The organism is Lacticaseibacillus sp. 30 (assembly GCF_053819265.1).
In genome coordinates, this window is the sequence record NZ_JBSOQX010000029.1 from 1 (window position 1) to 25,303 (window position 25,303).

Sequence of the window (25,303 nt, forward strand, 5' to 3'; positions counted from 1 at the left end):
ACAGACAGTGCGTGACTACGTTGCCTGGATGAGAACTACGACTGACATTGTGGGCTGGTCGATTGAAGGTGACGCAGAACGTATCAGAGAAACGTTTAAACAGGGGTCACATGGTATCCCCAAGAACTGGAAGTTTATCGACATCGCAGACGTCGTTGAAAAGCAGTATAGCTTTAATGCTACGCCCCCGCTGCAAGGACTGGCGAATGTTATGGGCATATCAGCAAACCGTGATCACAACGCACTGGACGACTGTTTAAGGACATTTGGAGTTATCAAGGAATTAGAGTCACGAGACGGAAAGCTATTTTGAGGAGGCGATTGAGTAGAAGAAAATTTATACATTAAATTCAATATAAAAAGAAGCATTACTGGTATTAAATGGAAAAGGAATGCGAAAAATCCATACTGAGACAGAATTGCCTCTCAGGTTGTTATTGTTCTTAATGAAATCTTCAGATGCATTTTTCTTAATTAAATCTAATATTTCCTTTTGCTTAGGAGCAGCCATTTCGCACAAATAAGCAAAGTTGGTATCTTTCCCGACAATTCGATTCAATTGCTTGTAAAAATCGGGACAAACATTGACTGAACTTTTATCAACTACAAAGGGAAGGTGCTCAACAGTTTCATTTGAGTCATAAATCAAATAGTCTAAACCATTAGCAACAGACGAATATTTATTGGAATTAAGCGATTTCGTAAGAATTTCTTTTGATAAGTTGAAAAATTCATCTGCAGTAGTTGCTTTATTAAATAAATTATACATTGCCAATGTTATCTCCTTAAAGTTTAAATAGAAATGTTAGTAATACTTTTCTTACCACTAATGGTTATAGCACTGATATTCGAAAAGGGGTAGTTTACTTGTTTGACGGAGAAATAAAACCGATTCTTGATATGACGGCCGGAAGCCGCATGTTCTGGTGGAATAAAGCTGACCCTCGTGCAATTTTTGTCGATAAACGCGATGAGTTTCACAGCGTGCCTGATTGTAATGCCAAGGACGGTGAACGTCAGATATGGATTGATCCTGATATTCAATTGGACTGGACTAAGGAACCGTTGCCATTCTCAGACAACACCTTTCACCTTGTTGTCTTTGACCCACCACATTTAAAGCATGCTGGCGAAGGCAGTTGGTTGGCAGCAAAATATGGCACGCTTGATGATCTTTGACCAAACCAAATTCGGCGGGGATTCAGTGAGGCAATGCGAGTTTTGAAACCTTATGGCACTTTGATTTTTAAATGGAATGATGACCAAATCAAACTAGCAGATGTGTTGCATGAAATTACCTATCGACCATTGTTTGGTGACAAACGTAGCAAGACACATTGGCTCATATTCATGAAAGAGGCGGAGAAATGAAACGAATAGAAATAAAGGTTATCCGTATGCCCAGTGGCAAATACCTTTGCGATTCCGCATGGGATGGAAAGAACCAGACATCAAAGCTGTCAGGGGCAATAACGTGGTACGGAGAAAATAGAGAAATCGACCCATACAAAACTGCACATGATTGGGGCGGTAAGGTTGTCGTGCTTCGGGAGGTGCGAGATGAAACGAGAGATTAAGTTCAGAAGGAGGTGAATGATTTGGACAGCAAACGAGCATTGGCCGAAAATCTTAGAAAGAATATATACGATCTGAACATGACACAAGCCAAATATGCGAAAGAGATTGGAATACCTATCACCACGCTTGAATATGTAATCTCTGGGAAGGGTAGTGTTTCACTCACCACTTTGGACAAAATCGCATATGGAGCTGGGATTGATCCATGGGAACTCATTCGGCCTTCTGAAAGCAAATAAAAAAGCGCGCCTGATGAGGGACGCGCCGGAGGCCAAACGTACACGTGATTGATAGCAAATGGAATCATTTAAAAGGAGTAGGCCTCCGCGAGCAGTATAGCAAAAGTCGCCCCGGATTAACAGGACGACTCAGTCTATCAACCCGAATTATTTGAACATCAAGTGTATCACAAAAAAACAAAAGCGCACCATTACGGCACGCTTATCCCCCAAACTTTTACAAATTTTATTATACCATAAGGAGTGGACGCAGTGGTGCGAGCAACAAGATATTTTAGCCCAATTGATCATGACAAAACGATTGAAAACGCCAAAGAGGTCTTGGGTAACTACTGGCATCATAAGCGGCTCGCTCAACGCACCACAATAGCGCTCAGAAGCCCCGTGATGGACGGCATTCCCAAGTCACCTAGCTATGGCAACAAAGCCGAGGAAAAGCTCGTATCGCACGCTGACGAGCTTCGATATGTAGCTTGCTGTGAAAAAGCTATTAGATCAGTCGAGTTAGAAAAATACAGAATTATTTTAACCGAAACCTACCTTGTTTCCCTAGATCAACGTAAGCCATGGTGGCTGATAGCTGAGGAACTACATTTGAGCAAATCTGCTTATTATAGAGACTTCAAGGAAGCACTATTAGCATTTGCTGATTGGTGTGAGCTAGTTGAGCAACCCCACAAAACCTAGGTGGGAAAATGTTGGGAATAAGTTGGGAACAACCGACCGTATTTCCGTCATATGATGGTATTGTGCCAAAGGTGAGAAACCTAAGAATCGCGTTTTTCCTCCGAGCCATGGTGATGATAAAGCTGTGGCAAGGCGTGGCAAATGGACTGACTGAGATAGTCAGGCGGGCTCGATTCCCGCATGCCACATTGTCCAGTTTAGAGACCGGACACAGCTTGCGATGACCCCATCTGACACTGGGCGAGCGAGCAAATTAAAGGGCTATGATGGATGCGCGTATCCGAAAAATAATGCGAAAATGATGGAGAAGAGCTACATACGTCCATGTAGTAAGCGTGCTGATTGTACGCCTCAACCATCGTTGACATCGCTGTGGCGGAATAGGTAGACGCCAACCAGTACATGCGCATAGTTAGAGGGGCTGGCAATGGCCCATGTCGGGTGCAAATCCCGACCAGCGATATTACCGGTAAAGCCCAGCGTGTTTGCTAGCACGGACTAGTGGGCGAGTATAAAGCGTGGTCACATGCCTTGCACTTCAAGGCAATGTGGGAACCACCGAAACCGAGGGCTCAGAAACCATCGCCTCGGATAGCGGAAACAGGAGCAACCGAAGGCCTAACGGCTCCATAGGACAACTACCCAAGTGCACGGGCAAGTTTATCGGGTTCGAATCCCGGCGGTTGCGTTGCACGAGATGGCTGAGTGGTCTAAAACACAGCACCTGCCCTGAATGACGATTATGGAGGAATGCGGCCGCATTTAACTACGTCATTAACCGTTGGTTCGAATCCAACTCTCGTGCCTTAATTATCACCTCAATGTAGTATTCCAGTTCATGCTGGAGTACTATTTTTTTGAGGTGATAAAATGAATGGCGATTATTTGTCTAAGAAATTGTTCAGTGATGTGGATTTGTCGGATGAGTTCTTTGATTCACTGCGAGCAAATTATCGGGGGTTTGATCAATGGTTTGCTAAAAAGGCTCGTGAAGGGGAAAAAGCTTACGTTTCAGTCGAACAGTCTGGCAACATTAATGCTTTTCTATATCTGAAAGAGGAAGATGGGGAAGTTCTGGATGTTGAACCGACATTGGGAAATGGCAAGCATCTAAAAGTTGGAACATTTAAAATAAATGCACACCGAGCTGCAACGGGGATTCGATTTATGGCTATCATTTTACGTAAATTCATTATTGATGGATTTGATGATGTTTACGTGACAATGTTTCCAGACACTGTGCAATTACGAAAATTGTTTCAAAAGTTTGGCTTTGAAGAAGTTGGCAAGAAACGAAGTGGTTCAAAAACAGAAATTGTACTACTACGAACACAAAAGGCAACTGGAGATATTTACAAAGATTTTCCAAAGTTTGACTTTTCAGGGCATAAGTTTTTTCTTCCAGTTTTTCCAGAGTTTCATACTCGGATGGTTCCAGAATCCAAACTATACACGGAAAGACAATTTGTTAGAGAGGATGTTTCGCCTGCAAATAGTGTGATGAAGACGTACCTCACTAGCATGAATGGAGTAGGTGAACTCAAGCATGGCGACAAGTTAGTCTTGTATAGGACAAGGGAAAGTGGCAAAAAGGCAGAGTATAATGCAGTTGCCACTTCTGTTTGTGTTGTTGACGAAATTAGAAATATTTTTAGTTTTCCCGACAAAAAAGCTTTTTTGGAATATACCTCAAGAGGATCGGTGTTTTCAATCCAAGAATTGACTGACTTCTGGGAGTCAAAAAAATATCGGTATGTGATTAGTTTCTTGTTTAACGTTCCGCTTGAAAAAAGGATTACTAGGCATGACTTATTTGGCAAGGGAATTATTGACGAATCCATGAGGGAAAAACGGTTTAATATTGTCGAAATGAACGGCCAGCAATTTGAAAAGCTATTAAGGATTGGTGAAGTAAATGGACGCTTTATTATCAATTAAACCAGAGTATGTGGAGGAGATTCGTCGTGGTAGAAAGTTATTCGAATATAGAAAAGGGATTTTTCGAAGACGGATTGATAAGGTTATTGTTTATTCTACTGAACCCTGTGGAAGAATTGTCGGAGAATTTGAAGTTAAAGGGATTATCCAAGATGCACCAGAGAAGCTTTGGAATAGGACTTCAAAGTTTTCTGGGATTTCACACGATTTTTTCGAGAAATACTTCGATGGGCGAGAAATAGCTTATGCCATTGAAATCGGGGATTATCGAGAATACGAAATTCCCCAAAAAATCCAAGAACTTTTTCCAAATGTAAAAGCTGCTCCACAGTCATTTATTTATGTTTAACTTTTAGTTTAGACGCCACGGCGTCTTTTTATTTACCCGAGCACTCCGCCAAACGGTGAGGTGCTATTTTTATGCAACAAAAAAGCCCTCAGAGACCAGTCCAAGGGCCAAAAGGATGAAAAAACGAAACATATGTGTGAACAGTAGCAAGTGACTTGGAGAAGGACAGCTAGTGCTCACGCGTACATAATAGCACATTCCTTATAGAAGATACTAAAAAAGCCCTCGGTTGGGGGCCGAAAGCTAGAAGATTAGGGTAGTACCGAGGAGTGAAAATGAGTATATATTGGGAACAATTTAATTCTAACTCATCGAAATTTTTTAAGCAACAAAAAAGCTCTCGGGGCCGAATCCGAGGGCTTAAGAACTCGGGAAGTTCTTTATGAGGGAGCTGAGCAGAATCGCTAAACTGCTCACGGTCATTATATTTCAGGAGGCGAGTAGATGCAATGGACAGATGAACAGATCGGTGACATTAGGAAGCTCGCCTCTGAAGGCTTTACCAGACGCGAGACGGCCGACAAGCTAGTTATATTAACAATATGATTGATGGAAGGACAGCCAAACGGTTGTCCTTTTACTATGTCATTGGGAGGTGGATACGATGGCCATGGTACCACGAGAGATCAGTGAGCCTTTCTATCACAGTAAAGAGTGGAAGAAGACGCGTGCCGCCTACATTGCCAGTGTCGGTGGATTGTGTGAGCGCTGCTTGAAGCGAGGTATCATCAAGCCCGGCTACATCGTCCACCACAAGCACTACATCACAGCAGACAACATCAATGACCCAAGCATCACGCTTAACTGGAACAACTTAGAGTATCTTTGCTTCGATTGTCACCAAGAGGAACACTTTGAGAAGACGGCAGCTGTTCGTTCTGACGTTATGTTTGATGCTCATGGTCAGTTAGTACCAGTTAGTCGGTCCCCCCTACGAAGCCATAAGCAGCTGCTTAAAAAGGAACGGCATGCAACACACGAATAATACACGGGTTGTTTTTTCGTATGAGGGGGGGATAACAAATTTAAGGGGATGACGAAATTGAGCCGGAAAATGTCGATTGAAAAGCAGGATGTGGCCATTCAGCTCGAATATGAGCGGTTGCGTCAAACGTTATCCGGTATCTCAGCGGAGAAGTTGGCAGCGGCCGATAACTTGATCCAAAGATGTGCATTTATGACCATCACGCTTCAGATCTTGGAAGATGAAGTCAAATCTAAAGGGCCGACGATTCTCATGCACAATGGGAAGCAAACGATGCGTGTTGAGAATCCCGCCCAGAAATCATACAACACAATGATCAATCGATACACTGCCGCGATGGATAAGTTAATCAGTTTGCTACCGAGAGAATCCGCAATCATGCCTGCCGATCCCAGCAAAGAGAGCGACGATTTTGACGACTTTGTTGAGGAGCGAGGCGAATAGCAATGGCTGACATTCAGATCAAGATTCGTGTCGATCGACATGTCAGTTATCCACCTGATTACGATCCAATTACTCAATACTGGCAATCGTTTGTGCAGAATGGTGGTGATCAAGTTGTCGGCAAGAAAATCTACCGCACGTACAAGAAGCTCATCGCAGACATGCACAATGACAATAGTGAATGGTACTACTCAAATCGTCGTGGTAATCACGTGCTTGAATTTATCGAGAACTATTGCCGTCACAGCAAGGGACCAGCAGGCGGGAAGCACATTGTCCTAGAACTCTGGGAGAAAGCACTGTTGGCAGCGTCCTTTGGATTCGTTGACGGTGCGGGTTTCCGAAAGTATCAGCGGGTTGTCCTGATTGTTGGTAAGAAGAACGGGAAGTCGCTGCTCGGTTCCGCTGTTGGGTTGTACATGCAGATTGCTGATGGTGAGGCTGGGCCTGAAGTGTACGCGGTGGCTACGAAGAAGGATCAGGCGAAGATCATTTGGAATGAAGCCAAGCGCATGGTCAGAAAATCTCCGGCTTTGGCTAAGCGAATCAAAACGCATGTGGCTGATCTGTCTTCAGAAGATTACAACGACGGCGTCTTCAAGCCTCTGTCATCTGACAGCGATACGCTTGACGGCCTCAATTCTTCTTGCATCCTGATGGACGAAATTCACCAGTGGAAGAACGGTGAGCCACTTTACAACATCATGGCCGATGGGATCACTGCACGGGATCAACCACTGATTTTCATCACATCCACCGCTGGCACGATCCGCGAAGATATTTATGATCAGATCTACGACGACGCTGAGATGACGATTGCAGGATATGATCAACCCGAAGGTTACAGGGATGAACGTTCATTGTTCTTCATCTACGAACTCGACAAACGTGCGGAATGGCGTGATGAGAAATGCTGGGTCAAGGCAAACCCTGGACTTGGCACGATCAAAAACAAGACCACATTGGCTGAACGTGTCGAAAAAGCCAAGGCAAATCATCGACTGGTTAAAAACCTAGTCTGCAAGGATTTTAATATCCGTGAGACAGCAACTGAGTCGTGGCTGACCTTTGATGAACTGAATAACGAGGCCACGTTTGACACGCTCAAACTCAAGCCGCGATATGGCATTGCTGGCGCTGACTTATCGCAGACGACTGACTTGACTTGTGCAACTGTCATCTTCCAGATACCTAATGATGATCACATCTACGTTAAGCAAATGTACTGGCTGCCGGAAGACACTCTTGAGCAGCGCGCACAGGAGGACAACATTCCTTATGCCACGTGGCGAGATCAAGGATTGTTGAGGACGAGCCAAGGTAATAAAGTCTATTATCGTGACATCATGGACTGGTTTGAGGAGCTTGAACAAGAATATGACATTTACCTGTTCAAAGGCGGTTATGACGCCTGGTCAGCCACATACTTCGTCAAAGATCTTGAATTCCGATATGGCGAAAAGACTTTTGATGCAATTCCTCAAGGTGTGAAGACATTATCAAGTCCCATGCATTCACTTGGTGCAGATCTCCGTTCAAAGCGAATTGTTTATAACAACAATCCGATCTTGAAATGGTGTCTGTCTAACACGACGATTGTGACTGATAGAAATGGAAATATCCAACCTGACAAGGGAAGGAATAAGCGTAAGCGAATTGATGGGATGGCTTCTTTGCTCGATGCTTATGTTGTGTTTGAGAACAACCAAGAAGAATATCAGACATTGATTTAACCGTAAGGAGGTGATTATTTGGCATTTTGGAACAATCTTTTTCATAGAAAAAATAGTGGCGTCACAGTCACACCGGAATACAAGCTTGTTACCAACTACGGTAACGGCTTTTTTGGTTGGAATGGCAAGGTCTATGAATCTGACATCATTAGGTCAGCCATTGAGGTCAAAGCAACCACGATCGGCAAAGCTGTGGCCAAGCACATTCGGTCCGGTGCCGGTGACAGCATCGCAGTCAATCCAGACGTTTATATCCAGTTCTTGTTATCAGACCCGAACCCGTTAATGAGCGGCCAGATGCTGCAAGAAAAGATGATCACGCAGCTTGAACTGAATAACAACGCTTTTGCCTTTGTCCAGAATGATGCCAATGGAATGCCAACAGCAATCTGGCCAATCGTGGCTAACAGTGTCGAAGCCATTCAAGACAATCAAGGCAACCTCTATCTCAAGTTCTACATGCAGAATGCACAGACCTACACATTTCCATATTCGCAGGTGATTCACCTGCGCAAAGATTTCAACAAGGACGAAATCTTTGGCGAATCGAATGGCCCGACGTTGGCACCACTTATGGAGATTGTTACGACCACTGACCAAGGTATTGTAGCTGCCATCAAGAATTCAGCCGCTGTTCGCTGGCTGTTGAAATTCAATACTGCTATGCGCCCGGAGGATATCAAGAAGAATACGAAAGCTTTTGTTGCATCGTATCTGCAGACACAAAAAGATCAGGATTCAATCGGTGCAGCTGGTGTTGATGCTAAGACCGATGCAACCCAGTTACAGCCCACTGATTTTGTGCCAAATGCTAAGCAAATGGATGCGACTGTGGATCGAATCTACTCAATTTTTCATACCAACAAGGCAATTGTCCAAAGTAGCTACACTGAAAACCAGTGGATTAGTTACTACGAAAGTCAGATTGAACCAGTGATTAGGCAGATGTCTGAGCAATGGACGAGCCGTTTGTTCAACCGACGGCAACGTTCGTTTGGTAATTCAATTGTGTTTGAATCAAGCGATTTGAGCTACGCAAGCATGCAAACCAAACTGTCACTCGTCCAACTAGTTGACCGTGCTGTGATGACTCCGAATGAATTGCGTGGATTCTTTAATCTGTCACCAGTTCCGGATGGCGACAAGATGTTACTCCGAAAGGATACAGGGACAGTGCCTTCAGCAACTGGTAGCGACGGTGCCCCTGATCCAACGGAAGGAGGTGATGATAATGACGACAGTGGTACCGATTAAAGGTGACATCGTTACTAATGATTACGGATGGCTTTACGATCTATTTGGCGATGACTATGCTTCACCTAAAAGCGTCTCTGATCTAATTAACAAGGCTAATGGTGACGACTTATCCGTTGAGATCAATTCAGGTGGAGGAATTCTCGATGCCGGCTCTGAAATTTACACCATGCTTCGTGCTTATAAAGGACCGGTCAATGTGAACGTTGTGGGTGTGGCATATTCCGCTGCATCTTTGATCGCGATGGCGGGTGATGTCGTAGCCGTGTCACCTGCAGGGATGATGATGATCCACAATGTCTCCAGTGGACAGATGGGTGACTATCATGACATGCAGAATGCTGCGGACTCGTTAAAGAAGTCAAACATAGCAATAGCTAATGCCTATATGGCCAAGACGGGTCTATCTCAAACGGAAATCCTTGACTTGATGGATTCAACTTACTGGCTGGATCCGCAGACAGCCATTGAAAAAGGGTTTGCTGACAAGATGATGTTTGACAATGCGGAGAAGCCAGGGAAAATGATCATGACTGCTAGCCTGAATAAGATTCCAAGTCTTGCCACGCTGAACCAAATGAAACACTTCCGAAACACAACAGCACTAAAAAAAGCGCCGTCTGATGATGATCAGATGGCGCTTTTGAATGCAGAATACAATCTCTTAAATTTGAAAGGGGAATAACCTCATGAACAAAGAAGAATACTTGAAGCAACGCGAAGCTCTGATGAACGATGCTCGCACCGCAATCGATAAGGGGAAGTCTGAGGATGCCAACAAAGCAATGAAGTCCGTGAAGGATTTGGACGCAAAGTGGGATCAGCAAACAAAAGACCAAGCCAACTTGGCAGCCCTGGATGACCATGCGCCAATCACCTTGGCTCAGGTAGCACCAGCCAACGACATTGTTGGTGTTGGAAAGTCTCTTGAAAACACCAAATTGAACACTGTTGCCAAAACACAGCCGACTTATGACAAGGTATGGGCTAAAACGCTTTTGGGTCACACTCTCAATACTGCAGAGCAGGCTGTATTCGATAAGGAAAACGCACGCCTTAATGGCGCACCATTTTCTCACCAAACGGGGAACACTCCGACCTTGATTCCTAACACTGTGGCAGCTGGCATCTGGAAGATCGCAGAAGAACAATATCCAGCCTTCGCTGATGCCAAGAAATTCAACGTTTCTGGCACGCTGACCATCAACAAGCACGATGGCATTGTTTCTGGTGATGCTCAGTGGGTTGACGAAAACACGCAGGCTGATGATGAGCAAAATAAATTCAGTCAATTGGTGCTTAAAGGTTACGAGCTGAATAAAGTCGCCACCGTGTCCTGGAAGATGAAGAGCATGTCTGAAGAGGACTTCATCAGTTTCTTGACTCAAGAGCTTGGGGATCGTCTGGGTGTTGCGCTTGGTGTTGCGATTCATCAAGGCGATGGTGAACATTCACCGCTAGGCATTGAGACTGCATTGAAGGCCGAAACAGGTACGCCACAAGTTGCCACTTATAAGGATCAAATCGCATATAAGGATATCACTAGCACCATGGCCAAGATCCACTCTAGTTTTGCTGGCAAGGCGGCAGTTTATGCAAATAGCAAAACCATTTGGAATCAATTGGCAAACATCGTTGATGGTCAAGGTCGTCCGTTGTTTATTGCTAGTCCAATCAATGGAGGCGTTGGTAGCATTCTTGGTTTAGTTGTGAAACCAGATGCTGGTGTCAATGATGGGGACGTCCTGATTGCGGATGTGACAGATACAGTCGTTGTCAACATTAACCAGGCACTTACAGTGGCAACAGAAGACCACGTCAAGGGCCGTTCCACTGACTATGGTGCCTATGCAATTGCTGACGCAGGTCTTTTAACAACCAAGGGGGCAGCATTGCTCACAGCAGTCCCAAAAGCGTAGCCCCGCAATCAGTTAAGTCTGAAGGAATCAAGGGCGGGGTTAAGTTAACAGCAAAGTAGAAAGGAGCTAGAACATGGCTGATACACCAGATCGGAGCGCCGAATTCTTAAAGGCACTCCAAAAAGGCAAGGTGGTTGCTGTCGGCAATAAGGGCACTGGTGAAGTTGACGTTACCGGCTTGGCTGATGGGACAGTCGTCAAAGATGGTGACTATCAGGTTGTTTTCGATACAGACAACACCAAGACACTGTCTTCAGTGGCCAGTGATCCGGTTGATGCACCTGGCGCAACTGTGCCAACAACGCCACCTAATCAAGGATAGGCGGTGATCAAAGATGGCTGACGAGAAATCTGAAGAAGAACCAACCTTGTTAGATCTATTAAAACAACACATCCGATTGGAAGATGACATGGACCCTTCCATGTTGCAATTCTATCTGGACGCAGCCGACAAGTATGTCCAGCGTAAAGTTGGCCATAGCGTGAAATACTTGCAGCTTATGGTTGCTACCGTGATGAATGACAATCGATCTGCTGGTGACGATCTAGCGGCGGCACTTGAAGCCTTGGAGCCAATCTTCTACTTGGAGGTGAGAACAGATGACCCAGACAGTCAATCTAACGAACCAACTCAGGTGGATAGCCACACTGTTGGAACTTAAGGACGGCGTTGACGCACACGACCGTCCAAAACAAACGTGGGAAGACAAGCGGGTCTTGTATTACGCCGACATTGGGATCACCTCAACTGAAAAATATCTCGCGCAGCAGAACAAGCAGGATGTCGTCTTGCGCATTTTGATTCGTCGGGATATGTCGATTACTCAGGGTGGGAATCGTGTCCGGATCCGAGGAACTGATTACAAAATCACACGAATCTACGAGACACCCGACAATCAAAGAATGGAGTTGAGTCTGGACTATGTTGATCACATTTGACGAGTTTCTGGCCAGACTCAAGCAACTGGGTGCGGTCTATCGAGACGTTGCACCACGGACGGCCAAGTATCCGTACTGGATATACACCTATACAAACACTCAGCGTCTAGTAGCAAGCACTGGTACACGGTTAATCGTGAATGAGTATCAGGTGTCTTTGTACACAAAGGGCGTTGAAGACGAGCTACTGCCGTTCATCAAGACGTTTGATGATGTCCCATTTCAATCATTCAGAGGCATTCCGGGCGATGAAAATGATGAAACTATCACAGATTTGTACACGTACATCGAGGTGATTGCGGGTGGTCAATAACAACGGTTTTGAAACAATGTCCAAGTATCTCAGTGGTCTAAAAGTAGATGATTCAGTGTCGAAAGAAGGGCTTATTGCCGCAGCAAGTCAATTTGCTGACAAGCTCCGGCCCGAGTTGCCAAGTGAACCTAACGCTCCGCTCGCACAAGCCTATGGGACGTTAAGAGATAAGCTACAGGTTGTTGACAAGGGCGATCACATCCAGGTTACGTTTGGAAATGCATTTTGGTGGCTATTTCTGGAGCATGGAACAAGTCCCAAGAACCATCAAGGAATCAGGGCACGCAATTATGTTCACAACACCTTTGCTGCCAACAAAAATACAATTATGCAGACCATGGTCAAACCGGTCATGGATGCATTGAAAAAATAGGAGGAATCGCTATGCCTGATACACCAAGCAGAGCAAACGATATTGAGCTAGAGCTCACTATTGGCGATATGTTTTTCGCTATGAAAACGCAAAATGAGACGGCATCTACTGATCCGGTCTTCGATACAAGTGTTATCCGGATCCCGAACATCAAAAAGATTGCCTTCAAAGGGAACGGAAAGTCGAACGACATTTATGCCAGCGGTAAAAAGTTCGGGACAATCACGCAAGAAACCAGTATTGAAGTGACACACACCCACATCGGGATGCCAATTGCAGTTCTAGATGCAATGAAAGGCATCGCAGCGAAGCATGGGGTCGAGTTTGGATCCACGCTTGCACAATCAATGCCAGAGTTTGCAATTGGTTTTGACACATGGTTGGCCAATGGACAGCATGATGGCATCTGGTTGACGTCTTGTACGCTTAACCCTGCTGTTAATGAAACCCATGCAACTTCTGAAGAGTCATTCAAGGAAGTCAACCCTGATGTCGTCTACAACGCAGGTGGTTTGCGCAATTCGAGTATTTACTACGCACGCTATAATTCAGCCAGAGACAGTGCTGACCTGACTGTTGACGACTTTTTCAAGCAGGTTATTTTTTCTCCAGAACAGCTTGAAACGATCGCAAAAGAAAAAATGACCCCAAAACCATAACCCCGCAAGCAGTTAAGACGATTGCCAAACAAGGCGGGGAATTAACGATTATTGCTAATTAGGAGGACAAAGGAATATGGCGAAGCTATCTGATCTAGTTAGGCTCCGAGACAATCATTTCATCACGATTCAAGGTGAAAAGGTACCTGCAGCGTTCACTTTTGCCTCAATTGACGCTATTGAATCCGCATATGGGCAAGGATACAAAGCATTCGAGAAGGATTTGAATCTTATGCTCAAACGGAAAGTGATTCATCGCGATCAGAAAACCATGAAACTCATTTGGGCGCTTGTTTACGGCTTACTTGTCGGTGGAGGTACGGAAACTACCTTTGATGAGATGAACCGTGCTATTCCCTTTTCGGAAATTCCTAGTGTTATTCAAGAGGCAATGGATATTCTAAATGAGCAGAACTTCCAACTAAGTGACATAAAAAAATAAAGTCGCCACAACAGGAAGGTGAGGCCCAGGAGGATAACGATTACCCCTGGGCCTTTTATTTGTATGTGGCGAAAGCGCTGATGGGATACTCGCTTCAAGAATTCATGAAATTAACGCCGAATCTGTGGCTGAAACAATATCTAATCTATATCGAGATTAATAATCCTGATGGTATCTACAAAGAGAAACCTAAGCCCATTCGGAAACAGGTCACACTGGACGATATTCCATTTTTTAACTAATTAAGAAAGGAGGAAAATAATGGCTGACGAAACTCAAAACGTTGTTCTTGATTTCAAGATGAATGGTCAAGTACAGTTTGCTAACACAGTGAAAGACATCAACGCCGTGATGAACACGGCCGCAAAGGAATATCGAGCCCAGATATCGTCTATGGATGATAATGCTAGTTCGACTCAGAAACTGGCTGCTGAACAGCAGAAATTGCAAATTCAATCCGAAGCTGCTGCTAAAAGAACGCAAATTCTGTCTGAACAATTGAAGACGATGCAAGATCGTGGTGAAACATCTGGCTCTTCATTTGATCGGCTCGTCGGCAAGGTTGCGGATGCACAACGGGTTGAAAATAACCTGAAAGGTGCTCTTGATCAAGTTAACAGTCAACTCAGTGAGCAAGGTTCCAAAGCTAACGATGCCAAAGATCATATCAGTAACCTGCAGCAGGAAGAGGGCGAGCTTGATTCTAAGCTTAGGCTCGCGTCTTCATCGGCTAAACTGGAAAATGCCCAACTAGGTGATAATGCTTCCGAGTCGCAGAAGACAGCGGCCGCCCAACGGCAACTGTCCGAACAAATGGACTTGTCTCGGCAAAAAGTTGATAACTTGAAGCAACAGTTGAAGGAAACGGTCACCGCTTACGGAGAGAACTCATCTGAGGCAACACAGATGAAAGTCAAGTTGAATGACGCCGAAACATCTGTGGCCAATTTGGGTAACCAAATGGATAAATTGGGTAAGGAGTCACAAGATACTAGCTCCAAACTTGACGAGATTGCTAAGAACACAGCTGCTGAACGGCTGCAGACTGTCGCCAATGGATTTCAATCTGCTGGTCAAGGCCTACAAGATTTTAACCAAAAGGCGCAGGAAGCATGGACACAAACTGATGATGCTGTTGATAACCTGACCAGCAAAACTGGCGCTGTTGGAGACGTTGCAAATAAGCTCGGTGAGTCATTTGAGAAAGTTGAACGCTCCGAATCTGGTGCGCAGATGGAATCGATGGATTTGTCGAATACCATGGCAGGGCTTACTAGTCAATTCAATTTGAGTGGTCCGCAGCTGGAAAAGACATCCGAAGACGTTGCCAAGTTCAGCCAGATCACAGGTCAGTCTGGGACTGACGCGGTCAACGCATTACATGATTCCATGTCACGATTCAATCTCAGCGCTAAAGATATTCCTAGCGTACTTGATGCCTTTGCTGCAGCGTCTCAGCGGACAGGTGTACCAGTTGCCGACCTTGAAGAAGATGCATCAAAGGCATACCCAGCCTTCAAACAATTGCACATTAGTCTTCAGCAGGGAATTCCACTACTGGCGTCCTGGAGCAAATCGGGGATTGATTCTTCCACAGTGCTCAAGGGCATGCAGAAGGCATTCTCTGCCGCCAAAACTGAGAACAAATCTTTCAGCGATGTCATGATGCAATCTTTCAAGGGAATCAAAGATGCTAAGACAGACCAAGATGCTTTTAACATTGCAATTCAAACATTTGGCGCCAAATCAGGTCCACAGATGGCTCAGGCTATCCGTGATGGCAAGGTTTCACTTGATGGTCTAAAAAAATCAGCCCAAGACACTGGTGGAACCGTCTCGAAATCTTTTCAGCAGACCTTGGATCCAGTCGACAAGGCCAAACAAGGTCAAAAAGAATACGAACAGACTATGGGGAAGATTGGTGGAACAATTCAAGAGACCCTGTTGCCTGTGATCAAGGGGCTTCTGCCAGTTGTTAAAGGTGTCAGTGATGCATTCAATAAGGCACCAGCGCCGGTGAAAGCGCTGGTTGTTGCGTTTGGTGCGATTACTGTCGCGCTTGGTGTCATGGCACCAGTCATCACGGCAGTTGCAACAGTTCTGCCAATGCTCGGTGTTGGTGCGACCGCTGCCGGTACAGGGGCTGGCCTAGGAGCTGCAGGCATGGGAGCTTTTATGGCCACGCTCCTGCCGATTGTCGGAGTGATTGCGGCTGTAATTGCCGCGATTACCGCAGTCGTTTTGGTTATCAAGAACTGGGGTGCGATTGTCACTTGGCTCAAGGGTGTTTGGAGTACCGTTACCAGTTTCTTCAAGCAGTTGTGGAATGGTATCAAGCAAATCTTCACGATTGCGATTAATGCCATTACCAATTTTTTGAAGCCAGCTTTTACAGCCGCTGCAAATGTCATTAAGTCAATTTGGAACGGTATTAAGTCCTTCTTTTCTGCTTTATGGAACGGAATCAAAGTAATCTTTACGGTGGCGATTACCGCTATTGCTGTCATTATTGGTACGTATCTCAATATCTGGAAGACCATTATTACGACCGCAATGAATTTCATTAAGGGTATCATCACCAATGTTTGGAATGGCATTAAATCATTCTTTGGGCCAATCCTAGCCAGCATAGGTAATGTGATCCGGAGTGCGTGGAATTCGATTAGTAGTGTTACCTCTAGTGTGTTCAACAAGGTTAAAAGTGTTGTTTCAAGCATTTGGAACAACATCAAGAATGTCGTTTCAAATGTTGTAAATGCAGTCAAGTCAGTTGTATCTAATGCATGGAACGCGGTTAGCTCGACTACTTCAAACATTTTCAACGGGGTTAAAAGTGCAGTATCAAATGTGTGGAACAGCATTAAATCGACTATCTCAAATGTTGTGGGAAGTATTAGAAATGCTGTTTCAAGTGCTTGGAATGCGGTTAGTTCTGTGACATCTAACGTCTGGAACAGTATCAAAAATGCAATCTCTGGGCCAATCAATACTGCAAAAGATATCGTTCGAGGAGCGATTGATGCCATTCGAGGTTTCTTCAACTTCAGTATCCACTGGCCACATATTCCAATGCCGCATTTCAGCATCCAACCCAGTGGTTGGTCTGTTGGTGATCTTTTGCATGGATCTATCCCTCATTTGGGTATTGACTGGTACGCGCAAGGTGGCATTATGACGCAGCCGACTATGTTTGCCAATAACAATGGCCGGGCACAGGTTGGTGGCGAAGCTGGGCCGGAGGGCGTTATTCCACTGAACGATGATACGTGGAATAAGATGGGTGCAGCTATTGCGGCTCATATGCCATCCCAGGGACCAATTACGCTGCAGGTGGATGGCCGCACGTTTGCGACTATCACCGGTCCATACACCTCGGACTACTTGAAACAGCAGGATGCAACTCAAAACTTTAGCTATGGAAGGAGGCTTTGATAACAGATGTTTGAATTAATTCTGGACGGTCAATCTCTGGCCCAGTCTGTGCCGGGGACGTTGGTTACCAAGAAGCCAAACATTCCCGCAGCTCAGCGCGATGTGCAGTTCACAGACGTGCCTGGCCGCTTGAGTGGCTCGCTGACTGAGAAGCGTGGCTGGAAAGATATCACCTGGTCGCCAGAACTCAAACTCGTGGACTTCAAGACGCTCAACCAGTCATGGCGGAAGACACGGCAGTTACTGCAATCCGCGTCGAAGCTAGTGTTGAGTGATGACCCCGACTTCTATCGGCTCATCAAGTCAGTCACGATCGGCGAGTTTTCGGTAGACGATGTGGAGGTCAGTGGCTCCTACAAGCCCAGCTTCACTTTGGATCCGCTTGAGTATCAGATGACTGATCCAAAGACGTTCACGGCTAACTTTGACATCGTGAACCCCGGTAACGTGGCAGCGGAACCGTTGCTCACCGTGTCAGGGTCCGGAACAGTCAAGATCTCCGTGAACACGAACCAGTTCTCAATCGACAGCCTGACAGCGCCTGCCACTCTCGACTGTGCTAAACACACGGCGACCATGGCTGACAAGGATATCACAACCTCGACAGCGGGTGATTGGCCGCTCTTTGTGCCAGGTGTCAATCATGTCATTTTGACCGGCGTCACAAGTATCACAGTGCAACCTAGGTGGTGTTATGTATGAGTACCGATATTGAACTCTATCCGCGTGACCAGACTGATTTCAGTCACCACGGCTATGCTTTGGACGACATCAGCAATGATATCGTCACTTGGCAGCTCAACGCGAAGTTCACCTTGACGTTCGATTATCCGATGTTTAGCGAACATGCTGGAGACCTCGTGGCTGAAAATATCGTGCGCGTGCCAGTTCCGGGGGGCAAGGCTGCTTTTCGAATCGCGCAAGTGATCAAGTCCATGGGTCATCTTAGCATCACTGCTTATCACGTATTCTGGGATCTTAATGATGATTTCATCGCCGACACTAACATTGTCGACAAAGATGGTCAGGGCGCACTTGATCAGATCATGCGCGCTGCCAACTATCCAACCGGCTTTAAAGTTCTGTCAACAATCGGAAATGTAACCAATGCACGGCTTGTTCGCATGTCGATCATCAATGCGCTGATGGGAACTGATGACAACACCTTCCTCAACCGTTGGGGCGGTGAATTTGATTGGCAGGACTTTAGTTTCAGCGTCAACCCTCGTCTAGGAGAAGATCGTGGTGTTCATTTTGAATATGCACACAACTTGACCGGATACGAAGCGACCAAGGACAGTAGTGGCATCATTACGCGACTGCTGCCAGAAGGCTACAATGGTCTTTTACTACCTGAGTTGTATGTTGACAGCCCCAAGTTAGGCAATTATCGCAAACCGAAGATTGGCACCAAAACCTATCAGGACATCAAGGCCATTGACGAAACACAGGCAACAGGTGATCAAGAAGGTGCTGTTCCGATTCAAGAAGCGTACGAGTTACTTCGTGCTGCCGCTGCGAAAGAGTTCTCCGAAAGTCATATTGATGAGGCCCGGTGGACGTACAAGTTGAATGTGGCGTTGCTTGAGAATACTGAAGAATACAAAGATTTAGGCATCACTACCACTGTGTTGCCAGGCGATACGGTCACCATCACGCACAAGCTTGATGGTATTGATGTGAGAGCGCGTTTGACTGGATATACCTGGCAACCGTCAAATCATAGCTATCTAACACAGACGTACGACAGTACATCGCGGCCAGATGTTGCATATAGCAATCTCAGTAGCCGGGTCAACGAGATCAAGTCACAGATTGAGTTAGTTGATAAGGTCGTGATTGCGAAGGCAACAAATGGCATGAATTCAACAGGCTGGGGAGATCAATCGCCGGTCGATCTGAATATTGCTGGTAAAACCGGTGACGTATACTATCAAACGACTGCCAAGGGGACAATTATGTGGCTCTTTCATGATGGCCAATGGAATGCCGAAACCGGTGACGCTTTTGGCACCGAGGTTCAGAAGAAGGTTGACACCGCAATCGCGGATGTTGCTGCTGCCAAACAAGCTGCCAATGATGCTGTGGAAAAAGCAAATAGTAGCGCACAGTTGGCTTCAATGAGCAATCAGACTGCACAGGCGGCTAAGAGTGCAGCCGACTCAGCCAATGCTCTTGCAACACAAGCAGTGTCAGCAGCATCTGATGCGAAAACCGCCTTGGCGACCGCAAATTCCGCCTTGGAGACTGCGACAGATCAGAAGACAACGGTGGCTACATTGGTCACTAAAACCGATGATTTAGCAGGAACGATTGCAACATTGGCGACCAAGACGGACATAAACAAGTTGTCGGGCGAAGTCACCACAGCGCAAACGCTCGCTCAACAGACTGCCGATGGATTGCAACTTAAAGCCGATCAAAGTGTCGTTAACACCATCAATGGGTCAGTCAATCAACTGCGTGCTGATCTCAAGCTTGCAAATGATAAGTTGTCTTTGACGATGACCAAGAATGATGTGACCGGCTTACTGACGCCGTATGCAACACAGTCATGGACGCAGGGACAGATCACGGCGACTGCCAGTCAGTTTAATGCCCAGTTCAGCTCGATTTCTGGCAAGGTTGATGCTTTGAAATTCGGCAATCGAAATCTGATTCGGAACACGTCAAATATCACCAATTTAGACCATTGGCATCAGGCGGTTTGGGGAAGTCCAACAACTTCCGTAAGTTTGACAACCCACGATTTTTATAAACATGGTGCTAGCAACATGATTGTGTTGCACTCGGGTGATGGTATCGATGCGCATATGCAGACTGACGCTGTCGCGGTCAAACCTGACACTGATTATACCGTTCAATTCGTTGGCTTCCATAATTTTAACGTCAAATCAGTCTCTGTTTACTTCTTAGGTCGAAGCAAGGACACGGACGCCGGCTCACATGGCGACAATTATGACGACAACAAGATTCACTTGTTGCTAGAGTCAATCTGGATTTCAAATTCTGAAGCTAGACGAATCACTGCCAAATTCCATACGCTGAAGGATGAAGAATTTGGATTCCTAAGATTTGATATGAATGGTGGTAAAAAGGCTGACGAAACTGCCGATCTATATGTTGTTGAAGCAGAGCTGGCCGAAGGGGACCAAGTACCTGTTTACTCACCGGCGCCTGAAGACTCAATGGATTATGCAGATGAACGTGTGGCTAGCTTGAAGGTTACGGTTGATGGGATTCAGGCGACAGTTGCCAACAATCAAGGTCAGACAACCGCAGCGCTGCAAACCTTGCAGGGTTTCCAAACCACGGCGACCAATGAGATCAGCGGATTGAAATCCCAGCAAACACAATTATCCAACCAGTGGACGAGCGTGATCAGTGGCTTAAGTAATCCGAATCTGATCCTCAACTCGATGTATCCCACTGACGTCAGCAAACTCGGTTGGATTGACGTTAGCAACTTGGATCTGATTGCCCATCCATATTATGCAAACAACGGACAAACACACTTTGTCATCAATAATTCATCAAGCGGCGAGAAATACGCTGGAACTAATCGATTCAAACTAACGCGCGGAGCCACCTACACCATGAGCGTCAAGGCTTATGCGAGTTGGAATGTCAAGGGCATGGATGTTTATGTGCTCAAACGCAAGCGTAATAGTACACGTCCAGATGGGTATGACAACGATGGTGCTCAACAGCTCCTTAACAACGTAAAACCATCTCCGTCACAAATGGACAAATACACGGTCACCTTTGACGCAGGTGACTTTGACGAAGCATATTTGCGTGTTGATAACAACGGGTCGATAGATGGCAACAATGCCATGCTAGGTTTTGCCGAACCAAAAGTTGAGTTGGGATCCATGGCTACACCTGACGTACAATCAGGCACTGACAGCCAGATCACCCAGCTGCAAGATGCGATTAATCTCCGTGTGTCCAAAGGCGATGTGCTTAGTCAGATCAATCTGGAAGCCAACCGCACTCTGATTCAAAGCGGCAAGCTTGTTCTAGATGCACCAACAGTTGTTTTTACAGGCAATGCCTTCATCCCCTCAGCAGCGATCGCAAGTTTGTCTGCTGACAAGATCACCACTGGGACGTTGAATGCGGCCAACGTCAACGTGATCAACCTGAACGCCTCAGCTATTGTGACTGGCACGATTTCTGGCGCTAACTTGGCCATCAATTTGAATACAGGGATGGTTGAGTTCCAGAAAGGCCGCATACACTCAACTGACAACAACATTGATACCAACGTCGACCAAAAATATATATCAGTAACGGACAGCAACAATAGTGTTTTGCTTAAGGGCGGATCAATGACATTTACCCAACCCTATGCTTTTGACACGGATCAGACACCTTATTTGACTATCGATAATGTCGGATCAAGTCAAACTCTTGGAAGGGGCGCTGAAATCGTAGGCCGTGATGTTTTAACCGTCTCTGTTTCTGGAGAAAACAACTCTTTTCTTAGTGGGGTACCACTTTTCCAAAAAGATTTCAGTGGTATTTCGATTTCAAAAAACTATGACACTGTTGTAGGTGGCGCTAATCGTGGTGTGAGAATCATCGGAGGCGGATTATATTCAACGGGTTTGGGAATGTCTACCGTTCCATCTATTATGGTTGGCTACAACGATGGCGCAGTAACTGGAAAAGGAAGTGGAGGAACACGCATTAACATTGAAGCTGACTACGTGCATATACCTTCTGCGTGGTCAAAAACAACCTCATCATCTCCAAACGCATTTGTTGCTTCTGATGGTGCTCTCGTCCGCAGCACGTCTGCCAGCAAGTACAAGGTCAACATTAAGCGCGATCGTTCAACCGAGTTGGCTGAGCAGCTGCTGACGTTACCGACGGCTCACTGGCTGGACAAGGCAGCCATGGAGCGATATGCAAGCGGCGAGCAAAAAGAGTTACCACAGACCAACTTTGGCCTGATTGCTGAGGATTTGGAAGCTGCCGGTCTTGAGGATCTGGTTGTCCGTGGGCCAGATGGTGAGCTTGAAGGGATCCAGTACGACCGGATCGCGGCAGCGCTCTTGCCGTTGCTGGCACAAATGAAAACTGAAATCGATGAACTCAAAGCGACGGCATAGGCTGGCGCTTTTAATTTGGGAGGAAAACATGAAAATCACACTTGAAAATGCAAATATTGCTAACGTATACAGACTTGTTGAACAAATAAAAGTTAAGGGCAGGGATGCTCTGGCGCTTGCCAAGTTCATCAAATTGTTAAAGCAAACTTTGAAATCTGCTGGTGAGGATGAGCAAGCCTTAGTCGCTCAGTATGCTCTTAAAGACGAGAACGGAGAATCAAAAACAGATTCGAACGGTAATATTCAGCTGAATCCCGACCTAGCTCGTGAGTACAACAAGGCTCATGGTGAATGGCTTGAGCAGAAGGCCGAAATCGAAGGTGGTACCTATGTGAATCACATTGACGATGTTCAGCGAATCATCAGTGACTACGTTGATGAGAACGAAATAGGCGGACCCGATCTTGATGCATATTTAGCGTTGTATGAAGCATTCGAAAAAGGAGAGAAATAATCATGGCATTGAAAACTAACAAGAGCATCAGTCTCACAGGTACATCCACCATTGGTGATGTTCAGGTCGCTTATTTGAACGCAACTATTGACCAAGAAGGAAATGGAGCCAATACGGTCAATCAATCAATTCAGAATCAGGCACTCTATGACGCGAACAAGAAAGAAGTTCGAGCTGACATTGCCGAATTTCAGCAATTGCTTTATGACACAGAGGATTCTTTGACTTCTGAAAAAGAGGGCACAGATAGCACCAAAACATCGGGAAGTTGAGTCAACTATAACTAACCGTTACATCCTTATGGAAGGAAGTGAGAAAGTGACGTTTTTTGGATACACGATGGCTGACTGGGCGGAGTTCATATCAATCATAGGGGTGGGTGTAAGTGCGGGCAGCTGGCTGTTCAAAAAGATTGCCTTAGATCCATTGCGTTCTGATATTCAAATGCTTTCAGAGACAATTAATCGTCAGCTAAAACTGCATGAACAATCGCTGGCAGACTTGAATGCTCATCTGAAAGCACACGATGACGAGCTTGGCAGTCACTCGGTAAGAATCACTCGATTAGAAGCTAACGTAGGCATTAAAGGAGAAGATAACCATGAAGATTAATTGGAAAGTACGATTATTAAGCGTCAAATTCTGGCTGGCTTTGGTGCCAGCTTCTTTGTTGGTAGTTCAAACGGTAGCAGCGGTTTTCGGTTACAACTGGGACTTTGCCAACTTGGGTAAGGAACTCACCGCAGTGGTCAATGCCGTATTTGCACTGTTGACCATTGTCGGAGTGGCAGTCGATCCAACCACCCAAGGGTTAAGTGATAGCCAGCAAGCATTAACCTACTCCGGCATTATTACCACTAAGGCGGCTAAGATCAAGGCGCTAGAGGATCAGATTAAGGCGCTGCAAGCGGATAAAGCGGCTGACCAGGCAGCTTCAGAATCTGCTAGTTCTGCGGCACCAGCTGTCGCTCCGGCATCTTCAGCGGTGCCAGAGTCAGTATCTGCAGCACCAGCAGAAGGTCAGGAGGTCAAGTAATGGAACAATTAAAAGCTTTTGCAACGCAAGTGGTTCTATCGCTTGCGGACAAGGACGAGACTAACGAGTCCAAGAAGCGGCGTGCGGTGGCTCTGCTTCACGAGAAAGCGAAGTCGCTAGGTCTTGACGCTTCTGAACAGGACATCGACAAAGCGGTAGAGGAGGCGTACACGAATGAGCATTCATGATTGGTTCGATCGTCACATCGGCACGATTACCTATAGTATGTATGGCTCTCGTAACGGTGCCGATGGGACAGCCGATTGTAGCGGATCCGTATCGCAGGCGCTAAAGGAGGCCGGCTATAACATTAGCGGATTGCCATCCACTGTGAGCTTAGGCAGTCAGCTGGCGGCTAACGGGTTCACACGTATCCATGTGTGGGCTGGTGGCGGAGATAACGGCTGGGATGTCAGCATGGACGACATCGTCCTGATGAGCTGGTCTTCGGCAGGCATGGCATATAGCGGTGGTGCTGGTGGGCACGTTGGTATCATTCACGATGACGCCGAAACATTCGAATCGTGTGACTACTGGACAGGCGGCCAAGCCAACACCGCGATCACGCGGCATGATGTGACGGCCTACATCAATAACTCCATCAGCAATGGCCTGCGGTATTATGAAGTGTGGCGCAAAGGTGGGTCGACCCCGTCCGCACCAGTACAAAACAATACTGCTGCGGTCAAAAAGGTCAACGTCAAGTACGGCCTTAAGCTCAAGAATGGTGGCTGGTTAGATCCGGTCACCAATTTTGGTGCCGGCGATGAAGGCTTTGCAGGATTTCCAAACCACGCACACGACTTGCTTTACATTCGGGTAGATCATGGCGGCCTTCAGTATCGCGTCAGCACGTTAGAAGATGGCTGGCTCGACTGGGTTTACAAAGGTGATCCAAATGACACGGTTAATGGCTGTGCAGGCATTGTCGGTCACACGATTGACAAGGTGCAGATGATTTACCTGACACCGGCCGGTGAGCCGTATCAGCAAGCCTATTACCGCACACAAACAACGGCGCGGGAAAACTGGTTGGATGTTTGCTGTGATGATGGCACGTCAATCGCGTTGTACGACGGTTGGGCAGGGATGCCTGGCGAGCCACTCGATCGTTTGCAAATTGGCATCGGTTCTGTCAGCCCATTTTAATTGCATCACAACAGCCCTCTGCTCGCTAACGCGGGTGGAGGGCTTATTTTTGTGCATAAATTACATAGTTGCAAAACACAAGAAGAATTGTAAAATCGCTGCAACAATGCGATTATGACATTCAAAATGGTACTTTTAGCGCAAATAATCTAGTTATTTTAATTGCACTTTATTTTGAGAAATTTTAATTGAGACCAAATTGAGACCAAGAACGTTATAAACACTGATACTATAGGCATATATTGTTCCTGTTCGCGGCA

Annotated in this window: 30 protein-coding genes, 1 tRNA gene and 3 pseudogenes; 32 read left to right on the forward strand and 2 right to left on the reverse strand. The window is 46.0% G+C overall.

Translation table 11 applies throughout. From position 1 onward, the window contains the following. Nucleotides 1-313: pseudogene (locus ACWPAB_RS13590) on the forward strand (exonuclease domain-containing protein); the annotation flags it as partial. A 24-nt stretch (nucleotides 314-337) separates the two neighbouring features. Here ACWPAB_RS13590 and ACWPAB_RS13595 read toward each other — a convergent pair. After that, nucleotides 338-769 carry a hypothetical protein gene (locus tag ACWPAB_RS13595; protein ID WP_016372087.1) on the reverse strand — a complete coding sequence of 144 codons (432 nt, stop codon included), beginning with the start codon at nucleotides 767-769 and terminating at the stop codon, nucleotides 338-340. 149 nt (nucleotides 770-918) lie between these two features. Here ACWPAB_RS13595 and ACWPAB_RS13600 point away from each other — a divergent pair. From ACWPAB_RS13600 to ACWPAB_RS13615, 4 genes and pseudogenes are all read left to right on the forward strand, one after another. Beyond that, nucleotides 919-1,371 (forward strand): annotated as a pseudogene (locus ACWPAB_RS13600) (SAM-dependent methyltransferase). Continuing rightward, nucleotides 1,368-1,577 (forward strand): hypothetical protein, encoded by a 210-nt coding sequence (locus ACWPAB_RS13605; RefSeq protein ID WP_016382032.1) that lies wholly within the window; start codon nucleotides 1,368-1,370, stop codon nucleotides 1,575-1,577. Before ACWPAB_RS13600 ends, ACWPAB_RS13605 begins: the two are co-directional and overlap by 4 nt. 21 nt (nucleotides 1,578-1,598) lie before the next feature. After that, the gene (locus ACWPAB_RS13610; RefSeq protein ID WP_016382031.1) at nucleotides 1,599-1,817 is read left to right on the forward strand and encodes a helix-turn-helix domain-containing protein; all 219 of its coding nucleotides are present in this window, start codon (nucleotides 1,599-1,601) and stop codon (nucleotides 1,815-1,817) included. Nucleotides 1,818-2,069: 252 nt separating this feature from the next. After that, nucleotides 2,070-2,504 carry an ArpU family phage packaging/lysis transcriptional regulator gene (locus ACWPAB_RS13615; protein ID WP_016382030.1) on the forward strand — a complete coding sequence of 145 codons (435 nt, stop codon included), beginning with the start codon at nucleotides 2,070-2,072 and terminating at the stop codon, nucleotides 2,502-2,504. Between the two features lie 351 nt (nucleotides 2,505-2,855). On the opposite strand, the gene ACWPAB_RS13620 is transcribed toward ACWPAB_RS13615, so the two are convergent. Continuing rightward, entirely contained in the window at nucleotides 2,856-2,999 is a 144-nt protein-coding gene (locus tag ACWPAB_RS13620) for a hypothetical protein (protein WP_157951051.1), read from the reverse strand. Between the two features lie 195 nt (nucleotides 3,000-3,194). On the opposite strand from ACWPAB_RS13620, the gene ACWPAB_RS13625 reads away from it, so the two are divergent. From ACWPAB_RS13625 to ACWPAB_RS13755, 27 genes and pseudogenes are all read left to right on the forward strand, one after another. Further along, nucleotides 3,195-3,310 (forward strand) — tRNA-OTHER (locus ACWPAB_RS13625). 64 nt (nucleotides 3,311-3,374) lie between these two features. Further along, nucleotides 3,375-4,442 (forward strand): hypothetical protein, encoded by a 1,068-nt coding sequence (locus tag ACWPAB_RS13630; protein WP_016382029.1) that lies wholly within the window; start codon nucleotides 3,375-3,377, stop codon nucleotides 4,440-4,442. After that, the gene (locus ACWPAB_RS13635; RefSeq protein ID WP_016372310.1) at nucleotides 4,420-4,791 is read left to right on the forward strand and encodes an ASCH domain-containing protein; all 372 of its coding nucleotides are present in this window, start codon (nucleotides 4,420-4,422) and stop codon (nucleotides 4,789-4,791) included. The genes ACWPAB_RS13630 and ACWPAB_RS13635 overlap by 23 nt, the downstream gene beginning before the upstream one ends. A gap of 444 nt (nucleotides 4,792-5,235) precedes the next feature. Continuing rightward, nucleotides 5,236-5,325, forward strand: a pseudogene (locus tag ACWPAB_RS13640) (GcrA family cell cycle regulator); the annotation flags it as partial. Between the two features lie 70 nt (nucleotides 5,326-5,395). After that, the gene (locus tag ACWPAB_RS13645; protein ID WP_016382027.1) at nucleotides 5,396-5,776 is read left to right on the forward strand and encodes an HNH endonuclease; all 381 of its coding nucleotides are present in this window, start codon (nucleotides 5,396-5,398) and stop codon (nucleotides 5,774-5,776) included. A gap of 69 nt (nucleotides 5,777-5,845) precedes the next feature. Beyond that, the gene (locus ACWPAB_RS13650; RefSeq protein WP_032769583.1) at nucleotides 5,846-6,220 is read left to right on the forward strand and encodes a hypothetical protein; all 375 of its coding nucleotides are present in this window, start codon (nucleotides 5,846-5,848) and stop codon (nucleotides 6,218-6,220) included. A 2-nt stretch (nucleotides 6,221-6,222) separates the two neighbouring features. After that, complete coding sequence (locus tag ACWPAB_RS13655) at nucleotides 6,223-7,953, forward strand: terminase large subunit (RefSeq protein WP_016382025.1); 1,731 nt, start codon at nucleotides 6,223-6,225, stop codon at nucleotides 7,951-7,953. Nucleotides 7,954-7,971: 18 nt separating this feature from the next. Further along, a complete protein-coding gene (locus tag ACWPAB_RS13660) occupies nucleotides 7,972-9,207 on the forward strand; it encodes a phage portal protein (protein ID WP_016382024.1) in 1,236 nt (411 codons plus the stop codon). Further along, complete coding sequence (locus tag ACWPAB_RS13665; protein WP_012491252.1) at nucleotides 9,185-9,892, forward strand: head maturation protease, ClpP-related; 708 nt, start codon at nucleotides 9,185-9,187, stop codon at nucleotides 9,890-9,892. The genes ACWPAB_RS13660 and ACWPAB_RS13665 overlap by 23 nt, the downstream gene beginning before the upstream one ends. Before the next feature lie 4 nt (nucleotides 9,893-9,896). Further along, on the forward strand, nucleotides 9,897-11,126 hold the full coding sequence (locus ACWPAB_RS13670) for a phage major capsid protein (RefSeq protein ID WP_016382023.1): 1,230 nt from the start codon (nucleotides 9,897-9,899) through the stop codon (nucleotides 11,124-11,126). A gap of 73 nt (nucleotides 11,127-11,199) precedes the next feature. Continuing rightward, nucleotides 11,200-11,448: a hypothetical protein gene (locus tag ACWPAB_RS13675; RefSeq protein WP_016382022.1), complete on the forward strand. Its 249-nt coding sequence runs from the start codon at nucleotides 11,200-11,202 to the stop codon at nucleotides 11,446-11,448. 13 nt (nucleotides 11,449-11,461) lie between these two features. Then, nucleotides 11,462-11,788 (forward strand): head-tail connector protein, encoded by a 327-nt coding sequence (locus ACWPAB_RS13680; RefSeq protein ID WP_003582271.1) that lies wholly within the window; start codon nucleotides 11,462-11,464, stop codon nucleotides 11,786-11,788. Beyond that, on the forward strand, nucleotides 11,727-12,065 hold the full coding sequence (locus ACWPAB_RS13685) for a phage head closure protein (protein ID WP_012491255.1): 339 nt from the start codon (nucleotides 11,727-11,729) through the stop codon (nucleotides 12,063-12,065). Before ACWPAB_RS13680 ends, ACWPAB_RS13685 begins: the two co-directional genes overlap by 62 nt. Continuing rightward, nucleotides 12,049-12,378 (forward strand): hypothetical protein, encoded by a 330-nt coding sequence (locus tag ACWPAB_RS13690; RefSeq protein ID WP_012491256.1) that lies wholly within the window; start codon nucleotides 12,049-12,051, stop codon nucleotides 12,376-12,378. The genes ACWPAB_RS13685 and ACWPAB_RS13690 overlap by 17 nt, the downstream gene beginning before the upstream one ends. Then, on the forward strand, nucleotides 12,368-12,751 hold the full coding sequence (locus ACWPAB_RS13695; protein ID WP_016382021.1) for an HK97-gp10 family putative phage morphogenesis protein: 384 nt from the start codon (nucleotides 12,368-12,370) through the stop codon (nucleotides 12,749-12,751). Before ACWPAB_RS13690 ends, ACWPAB_RS13695 begins: the two co-directional genes overlap by 11 nt. Before the next feature lie 11 nt (nucleotides 12,752-12,762). Then, nucleotides 12,763-13,410: a hypothetical protein gene (locus ACWPAB_RS13700; protein WP_016382020.1), complete on the forward strand. Its 648-nt coding sequence runs from the start codon at nucleotides 12,763-12,765 to the stop codon at nucleotides 13,408-13,410. Nucleotides 13,411-13,486: 76 nt separating this feature from the next. After that, the gene (locus ACWPAB_RS13705) at nucleotides 13,487-13,852 is read left to right on the forward strand and encodes a hypothetical protein (protein WP_016382019.1); all 366 of its coding nucleotides are present in this window, start codon (nucleotides 13,487-13,489) and stop codon (nucleotides 13,850-13,852) included. Between the two features lie 104 nt (nucleotides 13,853-13,956). After that, entirely contained in the window at nucleotides 13,957-14,094 is a 138-nt protein-coding gene (locus tag ACWPAB_RS13710) for a hypothetical protein (RefSeq protein ID WP_191976529.1), read from the forward strand. A 19-nt stretch (nucleotides 14,095-14,113) separates the two neighbouring features. Continuing rightward, nucleotides 14,114-17,284: a phage tail tape measure protein gene (locus ACWPAB_RS13715; RefSeq protein WP_016382018.1), complete on the forward strand. Its 3,171-nt coding sequence runs from the start codon at nucleotides 14,114-14,116 to the stop codon at nucleotides 17,282-17,284. Between the two features lie 6 nt (nucleotides 17,285-17,290). Continuing rightward, nucleotides 17,291-17,986 (forward strand): tail protein, encoded by a 696-nt coding sequence (locus ACWPAB_RS13720; RefSeq protein ID WP_016382017.1) that lies wholly within the window; start codon nucleotides 17,291-17,293, stop codon nucleotides 17,984-17,986. Next, nucleotides 17,983-22,404 (forward strand): phage tail spike protein, encoded by a 4,422-nt coding sequence (locus tag ACWPAB_RS13725; RefSeq protein ID WP_016382016.1) that lies wholly within the window; start codon nucleotides 17,983-17,985, stop codon nucleotides 22,402-22,404. Before ACWPAB_RS13720 ends, ACWPAB_RS13725 begins: the two co-directional genes overlap by 4 nt. Before the next feature lie 28 nt (nucleotides 22,405-22,432). Then, a complete protein-coding gene (locus ACWPAB_RS13730; protein ID WP_016382015.1) occupies nucleotides 22,433-22,858 on the forward strand; it encodes a DUF1617 family protein in 426 nt (141 codons plus the stop codon). A gap of 2 nt (nucleotides 22,859-22,860) precedes the next feature. Further along, on the forward strand, nucleotides 22,861-23,130 hold the full coding sequence (locus ACWPAB_RS13735; RefSeq protein ID WP_016382014.1) for a hypothetical protein: 270 nt from the start codon (nucleotides 22,861-22,863) through the stop codon (nucleotides 23,128-23,130). 46 nt (nucleotides 23,131-23,176) lie between these two features. Further along, nucleotides 23,177-23,470, forward strand: coding sequence for a hypothetical protein (locus ACWPAB_RS13740; protein WP_016382013.1), 294 nt, complete (start codon nucleotides 23,177-23,179; stop codon nucleotides 23,468-23,470). After that, a complete protein-coding gene (locus tag ACWPAB_RS13745; protein ID WP_016382012.1) occupies nucleotides 23,460-23,894 on the forward strand; it encodes a phage holin in 435 nt (144 codons plus the stop codon). Before ACWPAB_RS13740 ends, ACWPAB_RS13745 begins: the two co-directional genes overlap by 11 nt. Beyond that, complete coding sequence (locus ACWPAB_RS13750) at nucleotides 23,894-24,082, forward strand: phage holin, LLH family (protein WP_012491267.1); 189 nt, start codon at nucleotides 23,894-23,896, stop codon at nucleotides 24,080-24,082. Before ACWPAB_RS13745 ends, ACWPAB_RS13750 begins: the two co-directional genes overlap by 1 nt. Next, nucleotides 24,069-25,043, forward strand: a complete 975-nt coding sequence (locus tag ACWPAB_RS13755) for a peptidoglycan amidohydrolase family protein (RefSeq protein WP_016382011.1) — start codon at nucleotides 24,069-24,071, stop codon at nucleotides 25,041-25,043. Before ACWPAB_RS13750 ends, ACWPAB_RS13755 begins: the two co-directional genes overlap by 14 nt. The last annotated feature ends 260 nt before the right edge of the window (nucleotides 25,044-25,303 follow it).